The sequence below is a fragment of the Neisseria sp. 83E34 genome, from assembly GCF_001308015.1.
GTDB lineage: Bacteria > Pseudomonadota > Gammaproteobacteria > Burkholderiales > Neisseriaceae > Neisseria.
Genome location: NZ_LGYH01000011.1, coordinates 38,230 through 56,639, shown reverse-complemented (window position 1 = coordinate 56,639; position 18,410 = coordinate 38,230). Strand labels below are relative to the sequence as shown.

The window sequence follows — 18,410 nt, the reverse complement described above, 5'->3', positions numbered from 1 at the left end:
GGCTGCACAAATCTTGTTTGGTTCCATTGTAGGGGATATGCGGCTGTGAATCAAAACCGCTGCATTGCTGGCATATTCGTGCCCCAAATTATAAAATACCCCTTTTCACACATACTGGAGCTGCCATCATGACCGTTAAAACCCGTTTTGCCCCCAGCCCCACCGGTTATCTGCATATCGGCGGCGTGCGTACTGCTTTGTTTTCATGGGCGTTCGCCCGCAAGCACAAAGGCGAATTCCTGCTCCGCATCGAAGACACCGATTTGGAGCGCTCCAATGCCGAATCGGTCAACATTATTCTCGACGGCATGAAATGGGTCGGCCTCGATTACGACAATGCCGACAACGTTATCTTCCAAACCCGCCGCTTCGGCCGCTATAAAGAAGTAATTGCCGAGCTGCTCGAAAAAGGCCATGCCTACCATTGCTATTGCAGCAAAGAAGAGCTGGAAGCCATGCGCGAAAAAGCCGAAAAAGAAGGCACCGCCACTTACGACCGCCGCTGGCGCCCCGAGCCCGGCAAAACCCTGCCTCCCATACCCGAAGGCGTAGAACCCGCGGTGCGTTTCAAAACCCCGACCGAGGGCGTAACCAAGTGGAACGACTTGGTCAAAGGCGAAATCAGCATTCCCAACGAAGCGCTCGACGATTTAATCATCGCCCGCGCCGACGGCACGCCCACCTACAACTTCTGCGTGGTGGTGGACGATCACGACATGGGCGTTACCCACGTTATCCGCGGCGACGACCATGTTAACAACACGCCCAAACAAATCAACATCTTAAAAGCCATGGGCAACCAATTGCCCGAATACGGTCACCTGCCGATGATTCTCAACGAACAAGGCAAAAAAATCTCCAAGCGCAGCGGCGACACCGTAGCCATTACCGATTTCGGCCAAATGGGCATCTTGCCCGAAGCCATGCTCAACTACCTTGCCCGCTTGGGCTGGGCGCATGGCGACGACGAATTTTTCACCATGCAGCAGTTTGTCGAATGGTTTGATTTGAAAGACGTTTCTCTCTCGCCCAGCCGCATGGACCTGAAAAAACTCTACTGGATTAACAGCGAGCACATCAAAGTAACACCTAACGAAAAACTGGCCGAATTGGTTAAACCCCGTTTGCAGGTGCGCGATATTCATGAAACCGACAAACCCGCATTGGAAGATGTGCTTGAGCTGGTGAAAGACCGCGCCCAAGATTTGAACACGCTGGCCGACGAATGCGTGTATTTCTACCAAAAAAGCACGCCCGCGGAAGCCGATGTGCAAAAACATTGGGACGAAGACGCCCCCGCGCGCATGCTGCGTTTTGCCGAAAAACTGGAAGGTCTGGCCGACTGGAACGCCGAAGCGATTCATGATTTGTTCAAACCCTTCTGCGACGCCGAAGGCATCAAAATGGGCAAACTCGGCATGCCGCTGCGCCTGGCTGTGTGCGGCACCGCCAAAACCCCGAGCATTGATGCCGTGTTGGCGCTTCTGGGCAAAGAAGAAGTGCTGACGCGCATCCGCTCGTAATTACGAAAAATGGGTAACGCTCTGAATACATATACTTAGCAGTTTCGGTATGTATTCGAATAATACAGCAGCGCTCATGCAAGCAAAGCCTGTCTGAAACAATGCCTGTCTGAAACGCGGTTTTTCAGACAGGCATTATGTTAAAATCACGCCCTTAATCATTAAATGACACCAACATGAATATATTCTACGAAGAAAGCGGCCAGTTTAAGGTCGCTTCCGTTATCCAGAAAACCGAAAGCCATTATCAGGTGGAAACGCAACACGGCAAACGGGCTAAAGTGAAAGCATCTCATGTGTTTGCCGAATTCGATACACCGCCGGCCGGCTTTCTCGAAACCGCCGAAGCCGAAGCAGCGCAGATCGATACCGATTTATTATGGGAAGTGTGCAGCGAAGAGGAATTCAGTGCAGAGGCCATCGCCGAAGAATATTATGGCCACACGCCCACCAAAACCGAGCTGGCGGCCACACTGATTGCACTTTATGCCGCACCCGCTTATTTCTATAAAAAAGGCAAAGGCGTGTTTAAAGCCGCACCGGAAGAAACACTCAAGCAGGCGCTGGCGGCCATCGAGCGCAAAAAGCAGCAAGATGCGCAAATGGAAGCCTGGTCGCAAGCTTTACAGCAGGGCAGCCTGCCCGAAGCAATCGGCGCCGACCTGAAAACCATACTTCACGCGCCCGATAAGCAGTCTCTTACCTACAAAGCCTTCACCAAAGCCGCTGCCGCCATGAAACTTTCGCCTTACGAGCTGGCGAAAAAAACCGGCGGCGTATCATCGCTGGCGCAATTTATGCGCGAAGGTTTCGAGCTGAAAAACTATCCGCAAGGCACCGGTTTTCCAGCCATTGATATTCCCGATTTGGGCGCTTTGCCGCTGGCCGAAGGCATTGAAGCCTTTTCGATTGACGACGAAAGCACCACCGAGGTGGACGACGCTTTATCTGTGCAGGATATCGGCGGCGGCATCAAGCGCATCGGCATCCATATTGCGGCGCCCGCGCTGGCGGTGGCACAAGGCAGCGAAATTGAAAAAATCATTTTCCAGCGCCAAAGCACCGCTTATTTTCCGGAAGGCAAAATCACCATGCTGCCGGACAACTGGATTGGCGCGTTCAGCCTCGACACAGGCGAAGCGCGGCCTGCGGTGAGCATTTACTTTGATGTGGACGAAGCGTTTAATGTGAGCAACCCGCAAACCAAAATCGAACGCGTGCAGATTGCCGAAAACCTGCGCATCGGTGCCATCGAGCCGCATTTCAACAGCCAAAAAGGATTAGATGACGAAGGCAAAGCCATGTTTGCCCACCACAAAGCCTTAATCTGGTTTTACAAGCTGGCCGTTGAACTGCAAAAGCAACGCGGCAAATACGATGCCGAAGCGGTACCGCAATATGATTACGGCATCGGTTTTGACGAAGCAGGCAAAGTAGAAATCACCGTGCGCGAGCGCGGCTCGCCTATTGACACGCTGGTGTCGGAGATGATGATTCTGGCCAACAGCACTTGGGCGAAAATGCTGCATGAAAACGAAGTGCCCGCCTTGTTCCGCGTGCAGCCCGCCGGCAAAGTGCGCATGAGCACGCAATCCGAACCTCACATCGGCATGGGCGTGCAGCATTACGGTTGGTTTACCTCGCCGCTGCGCCGGGCCGCCGACTATATCAACCAAAAGCAGCTTATCAGCCTGATTGAAGCGGGCGCCGAGCCGCGTTTTGCGCGGGGCGACAATATGCTGTTTGCCGCCATGCGCGATTTCGAATCCACCTACACGATTTACCATGATTTTCAGCGCGAAATGGAGGCTTATTGGTCTATGGTGTATCTCGCGCAGGAAGGCATCAGGGAAATCAACGGCTTGGTATTGAAAGAAGAAATCGTACGCCTCTGCGGCCTGCCCATGGTCGCCCGTGCCACCGGCATCCCGCTGGAGATTCCGCCGAAAACCACGGTAAAACTGGCCGTTACGGAAGTGGATCCGGAAAAACAGGTTTTGGGCTTGAATTATTTGAACGCGGTAGTTTGATATAACAAACAAACTAAAAAATAACGCTTTCGTCATACCCGGGCTTAACCCGAGTATAACGAGTGTACTATTTTCAAGTTGATTCACTATACTGCCCATATAAGAATGCCTGTCTGAAAAAGCTTTCAGACAGGCATTCTTCAAATTCACGGGACCAATCGACGCTCTGTCAGTCGCCCATCACTTTTCCTTCCCTGCGCGGGTCGGCGCCGCCGATCAAACCTTTATCGGTGATCACAATACCTTGCACGCCGGAATTCAGATCGCGCACTTCGGTTTTGTAGCCGATTTTCTGCAAGGCTTCGGCCTGTTTGGCAGCGGCGGTATTTTGTTCCAACTCATAAGTGCCGAAGCGGTTGAGCATATTGGGCAGGGAAATGGCTTTTTGGATGTCCATGCCCCAGTCGATATGCGCCACCAGTGTTTTTGCCACATAGCCGATGATGCGGCTGCCGCCGGGCGAGCCGACCGCCATATAAGGTCGGCCGTTTTTCAACACAATAGTCGGCGCCATAGACGAGCGAGGGCGTTTGCCGCCTTCAACACGATTGGCAACGGGTTGGCCGTTTTTCACGGGCTCGAATGAAAAATCGGTCAATTCGTTATTCAGCAGATAGCCGTTGGCCATCAGGGTGGAGCCGAACGCGTTTTCGATAGAGGTGGTCATGGAAAGCACGTTACCGTGTTTGTCCACCGCCACAATATGGCTGGTGGAAGGCAGCTCGATAGCCGGAGCGGCGGCTTGCTTGCTGCCGAAATCGCCGGCCGGGGTTTCGCTTAGGGCTTGCCCGGTATTGGCGAGCAAGGCGGCGCGCTGTTTCAGATAGGCATCGGAAACCAGCGCCTGCGTGGGCACTTTTACAAAATCCGGGTCGGCCACATAAAGGTCGCGGTCGGCAAACGCCAAGCGCGAGGCGTCGCCGAGCAGGCGCCAGCTGTTGAGATTGCGGTAGGAAAATTGTTTTTGCTCAAACCGGTTCAGGATGCCGGTAATCTGCGCCAGTGCAATCCCGCCGGAACTGGGCGCACCCATGCCGCACACTTGGTATTCTCGGTAATCACCGCACACGGCTTCGCGCTCGATGATTTTGTAGTTTTTAAAATCAACAGCGGCCAGTTTGCCCGGATTATCTTCGGCGCCGCGCACGGCTTTGATGATGTTTTGCGCGTATTTGCCGTCATAAAAAGGCTTGGCACCGTCTTTAGCCAGGGTTTTCACCGTGGCGGCAAATTCGGGATTTTTCAGCAATGCGCCCGCCTGCAAAGCTTGACCGCCGGGTAGGAAATAAGCGGCGGTGGCGGGATAACGCTGCAAGTGCTCGGCATTGCTCTGTATCGAAGCAGCCATGCGCGGCGACACTTGGAAGCCTTCTTCCGCCAGCTTCACCGGCATATCAAACAAGCGCGCCCACGCCATTTTGCCGTAACGCTGATGCAGCTCTTCCATCATTTTCGGCACACCCGGGGTGCCGACCGAACGTCCGCCCACCACCGCCTGCTTGAATTCCAGCGGCTTGCCTTCTTTATCTAAAAACAATTCGGGTGTGGCGGCTTTGGGTGCGGTTTCGCGCGCGTCAAACGTGGTGAGCTTTTTCGCCTCATTGTCCCAATACACCACAAACGCGCCGCCCAAGCCGGAAGACTGCGGCTCCACCAAGCTTAATGTGGTTTGCATGGCAATCATGGCATCCACCGCGCTACCGCCTTGTTTTAAAATCTGATAGCCTGCTTCAGTGGCCAGCGGGTTGGCCGAAGCGGCCATAAATTCTTTGGCACGCACAAGTTTTTGCTCGGTCATGCCGTGGCCTTGTTCGGGTGAAAAATCATCGGCTCCGCGCGAAGCCTGCCGGTCGGCACTCGAAATGGAGGAACAAGCAGCCAGTAATACGGCGGCGGCAAGGGCAAAAGCAGTTTTGATGGGTGTCATGGTGGTCTTTCTGTTTAATTATGCTAAAAAGATTTTTGTAATTTAACCGATTTTGCCGGATAAAAACAATGCCTGTCTGAAAGAAACAGTTCGCTATATACTGAAGCTGTTTTCAGACAGGTATTCCCTTTATTTCACAACCATATACAACGGAAAAGATGCTTGCCCTCCGCTTGTACTTTTTTGCTTGTTTAACCCTCACACCGCCGGAGCCGCCGATGACCCTGCCGCCGCTTAGCCCCTACACCCAAGCATTTGATTTAACAAACCAAAGCTGGTCGGATAACGAAAGCCGCTTGATGCAGCAGGTTACGCCCGAACGCGGGCTTTTCTGGATACACATCCCGCCCAAAGGCATTGTGGTGCCGCGTAAATACCGCAGCCGGCCGCTTTTCAGACAGGCATCCGAAACGCTCGCTGCCGAAGGCATGCCTGTGCATTTGCGGCTCTCCGGCGGCGGCGTGGTACCCCAGTCGCCACACACGGTCAACTTGAATCTCGCATACAGCGTGGCCACCGACAACCCGTTTCCCACCGCCGAAGCCCACTATCTCGCCCTCTGCCGCCTGCTGCAAACACTTTTCAACCGCTTCGGCATCGCCACCGACACCCAAACCGTAACCGGCTCGTTTTGCGACGGCCGCTTCAATCTCGCCGCCAACGGCAGAAAAATCGCCGGCACCGCCCAATTTTGGCAGCGCGACAAAACCCGCCCCGGCCGCTACACCATTCTTTCCCACGCCGTAATCATCGCCGCCCAAGCGGAGGAACTCACCAGGCAGGCCAACCGCTTCGAGCAGGCGCTCGGCAGCGGCGTGCGCTATCTGCCGGAGCGGACTGTATCAGTGGAAGCTTTGAGCGGCGCGGGCAGTGAAATTGTGGCAGATGAATTGAATACCTTATTGATACAGACAATGCCTGTCTGAAAAACGACCTTTTCAGACAGGCATCATAGATTTAAAACACATCCCCGCCATCATCTGCTTCCTGCATAAACTTGGCGCATAAGTCCAATACATCACTGCCGTATTTCTCGATTTTCGCTTCGCCCAAACCATAGATTTCATGCAGATCGGCTTCGGTTTGCGGCAGGTTTTGCACAATGCTTTGCAAGGTTCGGTCGCCGAAAATAATGTAGGCGGGCACGTTTTCCGCTTTGGCCTGCTCCAGCCGCCAATGCCTGAGCTCCTGCCAGATGCGCTCTTCGCGCTCGGTGCGCAGCCATTGGGTTTTGCTGCCGGTCGAAGTGGTTTTCTGGCGTTTGAGCGGGCGCAGCCAAACGGTTTGCCCGCCGGTTAACACAGCTTTGGCTGCGGGGGTGAGGCGCAAGGCCTGATAATTGGCGGTATCGGTGTCGATCAGGCCGAGGCCGAGGCATTGGCGGGTAACGGCGCGCCAGTCTTTATCGGATTGCTCGGCGCCGATGCCGAATGTGGAAAGTTTGTCGTGGCCGTTTTGTTTGATCCAATCTTCGTTTTTACCGCGCAACACATTAATTACATAACCTGCGCCAAAGCGTTGGCCGACGCGGTAGATGCAGCTCAACAGTTTCTGCACCAACACGGTGCCGTCGAAGCGCACGGGCGGGTTGAGGCAGTTGTCGCAATTGCCGCAAGGCCCGCTTTCTTCGCCGAAATGGCGCAACAAAGGCACGCGGCGGCATTCGGCGGTTTCGCACACGGCAAACATGGCGTTGAGCTTAGACAACTCGATCTGTTTTTGAAAATCATCGCTGCCGCTTTCCATAATGCGTTCTTTAAGCAGCATTAAATTATTCATGCCGTAGCAAAGCCAGCTGGCGGCGGGCAGCCCGTCGCGCCCCGCACGGCCGCTTTCCTGATAGAAATGTTCGATACTTTGCGGCATGTCGAGGTGGGCGACAAAGCGCACGTCGGGCTTGTCGATGCCCATGCCGAAGGCCACGGTGGCCACAACGATGATGTTGTCTTCCTGCGTGAAACGGCGCTGGTTTTGCGTGCGCGTTTCCATGCTCAGGCCGGCATGGTAGGGAATGGCGTTTAAGCCGTGGCTGCTTAAAAATTCGGCGGTGTCTTCCACGCTTTTTCGGCTGAGGCAGTACACGATGCCGCTTTCGCCCTGCATGTCTTTAAGAATGAAATCGAGCAGCTGCTTTTTACCGTTGTTTTTTTCAACCACTTGGTAACGGATATTGGGGCGGTCGAAGCTGGCGATAAACTCGGGTGCGTCTTCCAGCTTGAGATAATGTTTGATGTCGGCGCGGGTTTCGGCGTCGGCCGTGGCAGTGAGTGCAATGCGCGGCACTTGCGGATAGCGTTCGGCCAAAAGGCCGAGCTGTTGGTATTCGGGGCGGAAATCGTGGCCCCACTGGCTCACGCAATGGGCTTCGTCAATAGCAAACAGGCTGATTCGGGTGTTATCCAGAAAGCGCAGAAAACGCTCGCTTACCAACCTTTCAGGCGCAACATAAAGCAGCTTGAGCGAGCCATTGTGGATATCTTCGGCAATTTGGCGCACTTCGTCGGGATGCGTGCCGCTGTGTACGCTGGCCGAGTGCACGCCTACGGCGCGCAGGTTGGCCACTTGGTCGTTCATCAGCGCAATCAGCGGCGACACCACAATCGCCACACCTTCGCGCATCAGGGCGGGAATTTGGTAACAAAGCGATTTGCCGCCGCCGGTGGGCATCAAAACCAAGAGGCTCCGGCCGCCGGCAAGCGTGTCCACAATCTCGGCCTGACGCCCGCGGAAATCGGGGTAGCCGAACACATCGTGCAAAATCCGCCGTGCATCGTCGCGCTGCTTGGTCATTTGGAGAATTCCGTTATAATAAGGCCGATATTTTAATGAATGCCTGTCTGAAAGGAAAGTTTATGAATCCACGCAAGGCTTTGCGATTAGCCGCCCCGCTTGTTTTACTCGGTCTTCTGGCTGCGTGTGCCGGCGGCCCGAAAGTTGAAGGAAGCTGGCAGAGTATCGGCGAAAGCAACGAAGGCAATATCCGCAACTATATCGATAAAAGCAGCGTTAAACGCAACGGCAATATCGTAACTTTCCGCGACAAGAAAACCGTGGTGAAACCGGCGCAAGAGCGCTATGTCAACACGCCGCGCTACAAAACCGCCATCGGCAGTTGGGAAATCGACTGTGCCAAAAAAACCTACCGCCTAAGCGCGCTTACCCTTTTGGATGAAAACGGCAAAGAATTGCTCAAACAAACCTACACGCCGGTTAACGTGCGCCCGATGCCGGTTGCCGAAAGCGGCTCCATCGTTGAAAAACAATATCAAACCGTATGTTCGGGCAAATAATGCCTGTCTGAAAGGATACACATGAAGCCCTTATCAGTTGTCTTTTTATTGCTTTCCCTTTCGGCCTGCACGTTCAACAACCCGCTCCGCCGCTCCGCCGAACACGCGCCCGCCAACCTGCCACCTGCAGCCACCGCACAAGTAGCGGCCGGTTCCGGTGTAGTAGGCGACGAACTATTGAGCGCACAAGCGGCCTACCGCGAAGCCATCCGGCAACAAAACCGCAGCGACGGCCATATCGCCAGCCTCCAACGCCGGCTTCACGATGCCGAACGCCGCAAGCAGCAGGCCGATGACGACATCACCCGCCTACGCGCCGAACTGCATCAGGCCAGCGAATCCAAAACCGGCACCGACAACGCCACTCAAGCCGCCAGCCAACGCTTGAATGCAGCATGGGAAGCCGCCCGCCAAGCCGGATTGGTGCATTAATCCGAAAAACCGAATGCCTGTCTGAAAAAATACCTCGTTTTCAGACAGGCATTTATACTGATACGGCTGCCTTAAACAGCCAGCAGCAAAACTTTACTCACTAAAAATTAACGACGATGAAATCAACTACTTTTTCCATACTTGCTTTGCTGGCAAGCCTCAACGCCTACGCTGCGCCTGCCAATACCGGCGCGAAAACCCAAATACAGCCCGGCCGATACCAATATGCCTTATACGGCCCCCACGGCCCGGCCGATTTTCGCGAGCTGGTTTTCGTTCATGTATTGCCGGAAGGCAAATACTGCATGTTCTCCTCAGGAACAGATTTAAACTACGAAAGCGCCCAACTCGGCAAATGGAAAAAGCAAAAAGGCAATATTGAATTGGATAACAAAACCGTTATCAGCAACCAACCCGTTTTAGGCAGCGCCGAACCCCCTGCCGACGATGCAGGCATGAAAGGCGCGCTGCTCAATCAAAACCCGGCTTTTTTCATCAATGCCAGAAGAGCCGAATATCAGGCTTATCACAATAAGCAGGCGCTGGAAAAAGCCCGCGCAGAATGTTTGGAAATGCAAAAAAATTCATATTAAGTTACCGGGCAAACGGAACCTGGAAAACCTCCCGCTTTGAACGGCCGTTTGCACCGATACCTGTTGTTAACCTTAACCCCGATATGGAGAAGAAATAAATGGAACTCGTACTTATCCGCCACGGCCAAAGCGAATGGAACGCCAAAAACCTGTTTACCGGTTGGCGCGACGTTAAACTTTCCGAGCAAGGCATCGCCGAAGCCACTGCGGCCGGCCGCAAGTTGAAAGAAAAAGGCTACCTGTTTGACATCGCCTTCACCTCAGCCCTTTCCCGCGCCATCAAAACCTGCAACATCGTGCTGGAAGAATCCCACCAATTATGGGTGCCGCAAATCAAAAGCTGGCGCCTGAACGAGCGCCATTACGGCCAGCTGCAAGGTTTGGACAAAAAACAAACCGCCGAAAAATACGGCGACGAACAAGTACACATCTGGCGCCGCAGCTATGATACCCTGCCGCCTCTTTTGGATGCCGACGACGAATTTTCCGCCCACAACGACCGCCGCTACGCCCACCTGCCTGCCGATGTGGTGCCGGACGGCGAAAACCTGAAAGTAACCCTCGTGCGCGTGCTGCCTTTCTGGCACGACCAAATCGCACCGGCCCTCTTAAACGGCAAACGCGTATTGGTAGCCGCCCACGGCAATTCATTGCGTGCACTGGTAAAACACTTGGAAGGCATTTCCGACGAAGAAATCATGGGTGTGGAAATCCCCACCGGCCAACCGCTGGTGTATAAGCTGGACGATAATTTGAAAGTGATTGAGAAATTCTATCTGTAAGGGTTTCCGAATAAACAATGCCTGTCTGAAAACTTAGTTTCAGACAGGCATTGTTGATATTGGCAATCAGGCAACATCCAAATTCAAACTGTGAAACGCCAGCGGCAGATCCTCATCTTGTTTGAACTCCACCCATTCGTAAGACGTTTCGTCTTCCAATACTTTGCGTAACAAAGCATTATTGATGGCATGGCCGGATTTGAAACCTTCAAATGCGCCGATAATCGGGTGGCCGACAATATATAAATCACCAATGGCATCCAGAATTTTATGGCGCACAAATTCATCGGGATAGCGTAAACCGTCCGGGTTCAACACATCAGCATCATCAATCACAATCGCATTGGAAAGGTTGCCGCCCAAACCGAGGTTGTGCGAGCGCATCATTTCCACTTCCTGCATAAAACCGAAAGTGCGGGCGCGGGCGATTTCTTCCACATAAGATTTTCCTGCAAAATCAATCTCAAAGCGCGGGCTGCTGAGGTTGAACACAGGATGGTCAAACTCGATGGTCAAAGCCGCTTTAAAGCCGTTATAAGGCGTGAATTTTACCCATTTGCCCGGCTCCCGCACTTCCACTTCTTTCAAAATGCGCAAAAACTTTTTTTGCGCTTTCTGATCCACGATGCCCGCGTCCTGTAAAAGGTAGATAAAGGGCAGGCTGGAACCGTCCATAATCGGGATTTCCGGCGCGTTTAATTCGATTAACACGTTATCCACACCATAAGCAGCCAATGCCGACATAATATGCTCAATGGTTCCGACACGTACACCTTGTTCGGTAACAATGGTGGAAGACAAACGGGTATCGTTAATCAGATAAGGGGTCAACTTAATGATTTCACCTTGCTCCCCGCTCAAATCAGTACGGCGGAAAGCGATGCCGCTGTTTTCCTCCGCAGGATGCAGAGTAAGCGAAACGCGCTCGCCCGAATGCAGACCCACCCCGGTAGCGCGCACGGATTTGGCTAAAGTACGCTGTAACATTCGTATCCTTCCATGGTTGATTTCAAATAATCATCAATTAAAGCGATGATACGGGAAAACGCTTTGGGATAACATTGAATTTGTTTATGAATAACGTAGCTTTATCCACGCATCAGATTCCCAATAAAGAACTTATTCTTTTTTCTGCACACGCTCTCTCCAGCTTTTCCTGCAGTTTTACCCCTATTTATCCATAGTTTTTCAAACAATCTTATTATTTGATTTTACATAAATTTTTTAACTTATCCACAGAAAATAGCTCTTTTAAAGCCATGCTTCTTCATCATAATCTTTTTATTTTTTAAATAAAAAAGTAAAAAGAAGGCTTAAAACCTATTTTTGTCCAAGCATATTTCGAAATTATATTTGCATAAATAAACGCATGTAAGCTTAGGTAGTATTTGAAAAACATGATAAAACTTATCTATATCAGCCCGATATTGTTTTTAATTTATTAAGTAAACCATCTTGTACAACCAAAACTTAAACCGACAGATTAAAAACAATATCGGCAATATGCCGCTCAACCGGCTGACTGCTGAAAATGCCTTAATAATTAAAAATTTATGCTTTCAATTTATCCTAATTAAAACAGGAGCTTAATATGGGTATCAAAGTTGCGATCAATGGTTTTGGCCGTATCGGCCGTTTGGCATTACGCTGCCTTATTGAAAAGGACGGTATTGAAGTTGTTGCCATTAACGATCTTACTCCGCCCGACATGCTGGTGCATCTGTTTAAATACGACACCATGCAAGGCCGTTTTAAAGGTACTGCCGAGCTCAAAGATAATGCCATTGTTGTAAACGGTAAAACCATTCGGGCGTTTGCCGATGCCAACCCGGAAAACCTGCCTTGGAACGAATTAAGTGTAGATGTGGTGTTGGAATGCACAGGGTTTTTCAATAGTAAAGAAAAAGCCGAAGCCCATATCAGAGCCGGTGCGAAAAAAGTATTGCTTTCCGCACCGGGCGGCAACGATGTGAAAACCATTGTGTTCGGTGTGAACGAGCATACTTTGGACGGCAGTGAAACCGTGGTTTCCGGCGCTTCCTGTACCACCAACTGTCTGGCGCCGATGGCCAATGTGCTGCAAAAAGAATTCGGTATTGTTCAAGGCTTGATGACCACTGTTCATGCTTACACCGGCGATCAAAACACATTGGATGCACCGCACCGAAAAAACGATTTCCGCCGCGCCCGTGCCGCCGCGCAAAACATTGTGCCCAACAGCACCGGCGCCGCCAAAGCCATCGGTTTGGTGATTCCGGAGCTTAAAGGCAAGCTGGATGGTGCCGCCCAGCGCGTTCCGGTGGCGACCGGTTCGTTGACCGAGTTGGTTTCCATATTGTCCCGCCCGGTAACAGTGGAAGAAATTAATGCCACCATGAAAGCAGCGGTAAGTGAAAGCTATGCTTACACGGAAGATCCGATTGTGTCTTCCGATGTGATCGGTTTGGAAGCAGGTTCGATGTTTGATGCGACTCAAACCAAAGTGATAACGGTAGGCGATAAACAATTGGTCAAAACCGTAGCATGGTATGACAACGAGATGTCTTATACCTGCCAGCTGATCCGCACATTGCAATATTTCTCTGCTTTGATGAAGTAAAACCCACTTTGAAAAATGCCTGTCTGAAAGGTTTTCAGACAGGCATTTTTGTATAAACGGTACTGTTTTTCGAATAAACGGTACATTTTATAAAAATATGTTTCTAATAAAATCAATAATATAGTTCAAATGTTCAAAAATATTTACCGCTTATCTATTCCCAACCGTAAAAACTTTGTCTAGAATGCAATCCAACAAAACAAAAAACAGATTTAGTCAAATAAAAAATATTTACGGGCAGGCAAAAAATAATCGATTGCCGATTTATTTTAAAGCCGTTTTTCTACCAGATAAAGAAAAAGGAAAACCATCATGTTAGGCTTTTTATTCAACCGCAAAAATAAAGAACAAAACGCTCCGGTTGCCAAACAACCTGTTGTACAGGCAAACCGTGTCAAATTTGCGCTGGATAAAATCCAGGCTGAAGAATTCAGCTTTGACGACAGCGAATTGGGCTTGAATGTCAGCTTTGACGAAAAGCCGATGACCCTTGATCAAATGCGCATGCTTGAGCTTGCAATGTAAACCGAATCATAGTGAAACCGCCCGAACATATTGTTTTCGGGCGGTTTGCTTTTGGGTTTTTCAGACAGGCATTGTGCTTGTGTTAACATACAAATCTAAGCAATTAAGTTACAATAAGCTTCACTATAGCCAATAAACTTATTTTTGATACAAGGCAACAAGCTGCAAACAGTACGAGTAGTACAACAAGGCGCAGCAACGACGTAGCAAAAATAAGTTTATTGCTGTATACAACCCTTCCAAATTTAAAGAGAATTTTATGTTTAGTTTTTTTAAACGCAAGAAAAAACAAGAGCATACCGAGCCGGAAGCCGAGCAGGAACAAGGCCTGTCTGAACAAGAAGAAACCTTAGGCGAGCCGGCTCCTGCTGAAGAGCCGACTTGGCAGAAAGAAGAAACCGTTGCTTTTGTTCAAGAAAAAGAACAAGAACAAATAGAAAGAAAACCCGAGCCGCAAACTTTGCCTGCCGAACCGGCGCAAGATGCGGTCAAACCGATTGTTATGCGGGAAGAACCCGAAACAGAGCCTGAGACGCAAGCTCAACCGGTAGAAAAACCGCTTCCGGTTGCTGCAAAACCGGCTCCTCAGCAGGAAGAAAAACTCGGCTGGGCGGCACGTTTGAAAAAAGGCCTGACCAAATCGCGCGACCATATGGCCAAATCGTTGGCCGGCGTGTTCGGCGGCGGCCAGATTGACGAAGATTTATACGAAGAGCTGGAAACCGTGTTGCTCACCAGCGATATGGGCATCGAAGCCACCGAATATCTGATGAACGATGTGCGCAAACGTGTGTCGCTCAAAGGTTTGAAAGATGGCGCGGAGCTGCGCCAGGCTTTGAAAGACGCGATTTATGATCTGCTCAAACCGCTGGAATCGCCTTTGGAAATCCCTGAAGGCAACGGGCCTTTTGTGATTATGATGGCGGGCATCAACGGCGCGGGCAAAACCACTTCCATCGGCAAATTGGCGAAATATTTCCAATCGCAGGGTAAATCGGTGATTTTGGCGGCGGGCGACACATTCCGCGCAGCAGCCCGCGAGCAGTTGCAAGAATGGGGTGCGCGCAACGGCGTAACCGTGATTTCGCAGGCCAAAGGTGATTCTGCTGCCGTGTGTTACGATGCCGTGGAAGCGGCCAAAGCGCGCGGTGTGGATATCGTGCTGGCCGACACAGCCGGCCGCCTGCCCACGCAGCTGCATTTGATGGAAGAAATCAAAAAGGTTAAGCGTGTGCTGCAAAAAGCCATGTCCGAAGCGCCGCACGAAATCATTGTGGTACTGGATGCCAATATCGGCCAAAATGCGGTAAACCAAGTGGTGGCGTTTGACGATGCGTTGGGCGTAACCGGCCTGATAGTAACCAAACTCGACGGCACAGCCAAAGGCGGCGTGTTGGCTGCTTTGGCTTCCAACCGCCCTATTCCCGTGCGCTATATCGGCGTGGGCGAAAGTATCGACGACTTACGCCCGTTTGATGCCAGAGCGTTTGTGGATGCTTTGATCGACGAATAAGAGCTGGGTTAGATATTTAAAATGCCTGTCTGAAAACTTTTCAGACAGGCATTTTTCATTAACGTGCAGCAAACAGCAGCATGGCGCCCAAACCAAACAACACCACACCGATGAAACGGTTTACATATATCTGTTTGCCCAATAAAGCATTGCGGATTAAAGGGTTGGCTAACACGGTGGCAACGGCGGCAAACCACACGAAATGCGCCAGCGACATAAACGCACCGTAGCCCACCTGCACCGGCATGGGCGTGGTAGTCTTGACCACTTGGGTGAATGTACTTAACACAAACAAAGTGGTTTTGGGATTGAGCGCGTTGGTAACGAAACCGGTTTTGAATGCTACCAAGCGGCTGATTTCGCTATGATTGCCGCTTAAATCGACGTTTACTTTCCGATGGTGGAAAGTTTTGAAACCGATATACATCAAATAAAGCGCGCCTGCTGTTTTAACCAAGTGGAAGGCAGCGGGAAATTTTATCAAAAGCACACTTACGCCCAACAAGGTATAAGCAACGTGAATCCAAACGGCAGATGCGATGCCGATCGAAGTCCACACACCGGCCCGCCGCCCGTAAAGATAGCTGTTGCGCGTTACCATGGCGAAATCCCCACCCGGGCTGACAACGGCCAGAATCGTGATGGCGGCAACGGCGAAAAGTTCATTCATCAAGCACCTCTTTGTATGAAAAAATTTCTGATATGATATGGAATAAGCGGTAGGCAGGAATGCCTGCTTTTTATTAAAAGAACGGATATTATGAACATAAACCGCTATCAGAAAAATCGAAATAAAGTTATATAAGGTGTGAGATTTTGGAACATATTAAAAAGCTGCCTTTCAATGCTTTGAAGTTTTTCTATTTTGCCGGCCGCTGCGGCAGCTTGACCGAAGCGGCGGAAAGGCTGCATGTAACGCATGGCGCGGTGAGCAAGCAGATGAAAGTTTTGGAAGCCTATTTCGGCATCGCATTGTTTGTGAAACAGGGGCGCAGCCTTGCATTGTCTGAAGCAGGCAAACAATTATATGAATCATGCCATTATGCTTTTGAAGCATTGGAAAACACAGTGCAGAAAATCAGCGGCGCGCGCAGGCGGGATTTAACCGTGTCGTGCGAACCGACTTTGGCGATGAAATGGCTGATTCCGCGTATCGACCGTTTTCAGACAGACATGGGTGTAAATGTGGTGATATTGGCGGCCGGCGGAGAAATTGATTTCGACAAACATCAGGCCGATATTGCCATCCGCCGCAATGATTTCCGTTGGTCTGCCGGTTTATATGCGGAAAAACTGATTGATGAATACATCGGACCGGTGCACATTCCAAGCGTGAAAAACCGCAACAGGCTGCACACCCGAACCCGCATGCAGGCATGGGCAAACTGGGAAACCGCCGCAGAACAAAGCTTTGATGCCGAGAATGATGTTTTTTTCGAGCATTTTTATTTGTCGATACAGGCGGCGATTGCCGGCATGGGCGTGGCGATTGCGTCTAAATTGATGATTGAAGAGGAAATCAGGCAAGGCATTGTGCAGGCGCCTTATGGTTTTGTGCCCGATGGATCGGCTTATTATGCGCTTTCGCCAACTGATTTTTCTGCCGATGCCAGAGTGGAGCGCTTGGTTGCGTGGCTGAAAGAGGAAATGCGGCAAACGCTTGCCTGATGAGGGAAAGTGTTTGAAGTATTCATAATGCCTGTCTGAAAAATGTTTCAGACAGGCATGTGTTATTTATCTTCCAGCCATGCCATGGCTTCGATTTTGTGGCCGTCCAAATCGCGCACAAAGCAGCCGTAATATTCTTTGCTATAGTGCGGGCGCGGGCCGGGCGCGCCGTCGTCGGTGGCACCGGCGGCCAGAGCGGCTTGGTAGAAAGCGTCCACTTCTGCGGCGGTGGCGGCGAAAAAGGCAATGTGTACGCCGTTGGCGGTTTCTGCTTTTTGGCCGTCGCAGGGTTTCTGTATCCAGAATTCCGGATAAGCGCGGCCGTATGCGATGGCTTGGTGTTCGCTCAAATCGAACACGCGGCGGATGTTTAGCGTGGCGAGCACTTGATCATAAAAAGCGACTGCTTCGTTGAAACGGTTGGTACCGAGAGAAACGTGGGAGAGGATGCTGGGGTTTTCGTTCATGGTATGTTCCTTTGTTTGGGTAGAATTTAGCTTCGTAGAAACTTGCGTTGCCCGTTTTCAGACAGGCATTAATCTGCAAGCGGCAGATAAATGTCGGTGCGCAATTCGTGCGGCGGAACTTTTTGCCAGTCGTTGAGGTATTCCTCAAAACACGGGGCATCGCGTACTTGGTAAGGGGTGTTTAAGAGTTCGCTGTAAAACCATGTGTAGGCTTGTTCGAGATTGCTGTATGGTCCTTGATAATGGTAAACAGCATAGCGCCCGCCGGCGATGGTGCCGCTTTGGATGGGCGGCTCGAAGCTGCGTTGCGTGTTGTTTAAGAAAACGGCGGCTTGTGCGCGCAGCTCCTGCTCGGGGGTACAGGCGGGATCGTTGAAATAAATGCCGAAAAAACGGGCGTCCGGTGCAGGCAGCAGGCCGCGCAGGGTCAGCAGGCTTTCGATCAGTTCAAAAGATTGGCCGATGCGCATATAGCTGCCGCTGTGTGGAACTAAGGCAACCGGTAAGGGCTCGATGGTGGTGATTTCTATGGGGAGGCTTGCCGGCGGGCGGGTTTGCGGCAGCTGATGGGAATATGGTATGTGCTGTTGCGTACGGAAGGTATTGGGCGGCACACCGTAGGCTTGGCGGAAGATGCGTTCGAATGATTGTGTGTTGCCGCTGTATCCGCATTCACGTGCAATTTCCGCTACCGACTTTTGTGTGCTTATCAAAAGCTCTGCAGCGTGGTGCAAGCGCAAGCGTTTGACGGTTTCGTGCACGGTTTCACCCATCACGGCGCGGTAAATCCGGTGCCAGTGGTAGGGCGAGAGGCTGGCTTCTTCGGCAACGCGGTTTAGGTTGATATTTTGCCGGAAATGCCGGTGCAGATAATCCAGCGCTTTGGCGAAGCGCGTTTCATTGTATTCGCGGTGGCTCATAAGCGGCTCCTTGTTGGCTTAATGGCAACAGCTTACATGAAATGGATGGATGAATCTTGCGGTTTTGCTACATAGTTTGATGTCGAACATGAAAACCATGTTTGGCGGTTTAAATAAAAATGCCTGTCTGAAAATCATTCA

The 18,410-nt window shown here is 51.2% G+C and carries 17 protein-coding genes; 11 read left to right on the top strand and 6 right to left on the bottom strand.

From position 1 onward, the window contains the following. The first annotated feature begins 128 nt into the window (after positions 1–128). Positions 129–1,523: a glutamate--tRNA ligase gene (gltX, locus tag AKG09_RS10425; RefSeq protein ID WP_054619379.1), complete on the top strand. Its 1,395-nt coding sequence runs from the start codon at positions 129–131 to the stop codon at positions 1,521–1,523. Between the two features lie 176 nt (positions 1,524–1,699). Next, the gene (locus AKG09_RS10420) at positions 1,700–3,553 is read left to right on the top strand and encodes a ribonuclease catalytic domain-containing protein (protein ID WP_054619378.1); all 1,854 of its coding nucleotides are present in this window, start codon (positions 1,700–1,702) and stop codon (positions 3,551–3,553) included. A gap of 169 nt (positions 3,554–3,722) precedes the next feature. Here AKG09_RS10420 and ggt read toward each other — a convergent pair whose 3' ends face one another. Then, positions 3,723–5,471, bottom strand: coding sequence for a gamma-glutamyltransferase (gene ggt / locus AKG09_RS10415; protein ID WP_054619394.1), 1,749 nt, complete (start codon positions 5,469–5,471; stop codon positions 3,723–3,725). Positions 5,472–5,698: 227 nt separating this feature from the next. Here ggt and AKG09_RS10410 point away from each other — a divergent pair, with 227 nt between their 5' ends. Beyond that, positions 5,699–6,406, top strand: a complete 708-nt coding sequence (locus AKG09_RS10410) for a lipoate--protein ligase family protein (RefSeq protein WP_156320840.1) — start codon at positions 5,699–5,701, stop codon at positions 6,404–6,406. A 31-nt stretch (positions 6,407–6,437) separates the two neighbouring features. On the opposite strand, the gene recQ is transcribed toward AKG09_RS10410, so the two are convergent. Next, entirely contained in the window at positions 6,438–8,270 is a 1,833-nt protein-coding gene (gene recQ, locus AKG09_RS10405; RefSeq protein ID WP_009115311.1) for a DNA helicase RecQ, read from the bottom strand. 62 nt (positions 8,271–8,332) lie between these two features. Here recQ and AKG09_RS10400 point away from each other — a divergent pair, with 62 nt between their 5' ends. From AKG09_RS10400 to AKG09_RS10385, 4 genes are all read left to right on the top strand, one after another. Beyond that, positions 8,333–8,770 (top strand): surface-adhesin E family protein, encoded by a 438-nt coding sequence (locus AKG09_RS10400; RefSeq protein WP_054619377.1) that lies wholly within the window; start codon positions 8,333–8,335, stop codon positions 8,768–8,770. A 21-nt stretch (positions 8,771–8,791) separates the two neighbouring features. Next, on the top strand, positions 8,792–9,202 hold the full coding sequence (locus AKG09_RS10395; protein ID WP_054619376.1) for a hypothetical protein: 411 nt from the start codon (positions 8,792–8,794) through the stop codon (positions 9,200–9,202). Between the two features lie 116 nt (positions 9,203–9,318). Beyond that, positions 9,319–9,795: a hypothetical protein gene (locus tag AKG09_RS10390; protein ID WP_054619375.1), complete on the top strand. Its 477-nt coding sequence runs from the start codon at positions 9,319–9,321 to the stop codon at positions 9,793–9,795. 98 nt (positions 9,796–9,893) lie between these two features. Then, on the top strand, positions 9,894–10,577 hold the full coding sequence (locus tag AKG09_RS10385) for a 2,3-diphosphoglycerate-dependent phosphoglycerate mutase (RefSeq protein WP_054619374.1): 684 nt from the start codon (positions 9,894–9,896) through the stop codon (positions 10,575–10,577). A gap of 66 nt (positions 10,578–10,643) precedes the next feature. On the opposite strand, the gene lpxC is transcribed toward AKG09_RS10385, so the two are convergent. After that, complete coding sequence (gene lpxC, locus AKG09_RS10380; RefSeq protein WP_054619373.1) at positions 10,644–11,564, bottom strand: UDP-3-O-acyl-N-acetylglucosamine deacetylase; 921 nt, start codon at positions 11,562–11,564, stop codon at positions 10,644–10,646. Between the two features lie 604 nt (positions 11,565–12,168). Here lpxC and gap point away from each other — a divergent pair. The 3 genes from gap (at position 12,169) to ftsY (ending at position 15,214) form a co-directional block, all read left to right on the top strand. After that, a complete protein-coding gene (gap, locus tag AKG09_RS10375; RefSeq protein WP_054619372.1) occupies positions 12,169–13,176 on the top strand; it encodes a type I glyceraldehyde-3-phosphate dehydrogenase in 1,008 nt (335 codons plus the stop codon). A gap of 312 nt (positions 13,177–13,488) precedes the next feature. Then, positions 13,489–13,701 carry a hypothetical protein gene (locus AKG09_RS10370; protein ID WP_054619371.1) on the top strand — a complete coding sequence of 71 codons (213 nt, stop codon included), beginning with the start codon at positions 13,489–13,491 and terminating at the stop codon, positions 13,699–13,701. Positions 13,702–13,960: 259 nt separating this feature from the next. Then, positions 13,961–15,214 (top strand): signal recognition particle-docking protein FtsY, encoded by a 1,254-nt coding sequence (gene ftsY / locus AKG09_RS10365; RefSeq protein WP_054619370.1) that lies wholly within the window; start codon positions 13,961–13,963, stop codon positions 15,212–15,214. 58 nt (positions 15,215–15,272) lie between these two features. Here the strand turns inward: ftsY and AKG09_RS10360 are convergent, their stop codons facing one another. Next, positions 15,273–15,884: a LysE family translocator gene (locus AKG09_RS10360; RefSeq protein ID WP_054619369.1), complete on the bottom strand. Its 612-nt coding sequence runs from the start codon at positions 15,882–15,884 to the stop codon at positions 15,273–15,275. A 146-nt stretch (positions 15,885–16,030) separates the two neighbouring features. Here AKG09_RS10360 and AKG09_RS10355 point away from each other — a divergent pair, with 146 nt between their 5' ends. After that, entirely contained in the window at positions 16,031–16,882 is an 852-nt protein-coding gene (locus tag AKG09_RS10355; RefSeq protein ID WP_054619368.1) for a LysR family transcriptional regulator, read from the top strand. Between the two features lie 62 nt (positions 16,883–16,944). Here the strand turns inward: AKG09_RS10355 and AKG09_RS10350 are convergent, their stop codons facing one another. Both AKG09_RS10350 and AKG09_RS10345 read right to left on the bottom strand, forming a co-directional pair. Beyond that, positions 16,945–17,349: a VOC family protein gene (locus AKG09_RS10350; RefSeq protein WP_054619367.1), complete on the bottom strand. Its 405-nt coding sequence runs from the start codon at positions 17,347–17,349 to the stop codon at positions 16,945–16,947. A 68-nt stretch (positions 17,350–17,417) separates the two neighbouring features. Further along, positions 17,418–18,269: a GyrI-like domain-containing protein gene (locus AKG09_RS10345; protein ID WP_054619366.1), complete on the bottom strand. Its 852-nt coding sequence runs from the start codon at positions 18,267–18,269 to the stop codon at positions 17,418–17,420. Positions 18,270–18,410 lie beyond the last annotated feature (141 nt).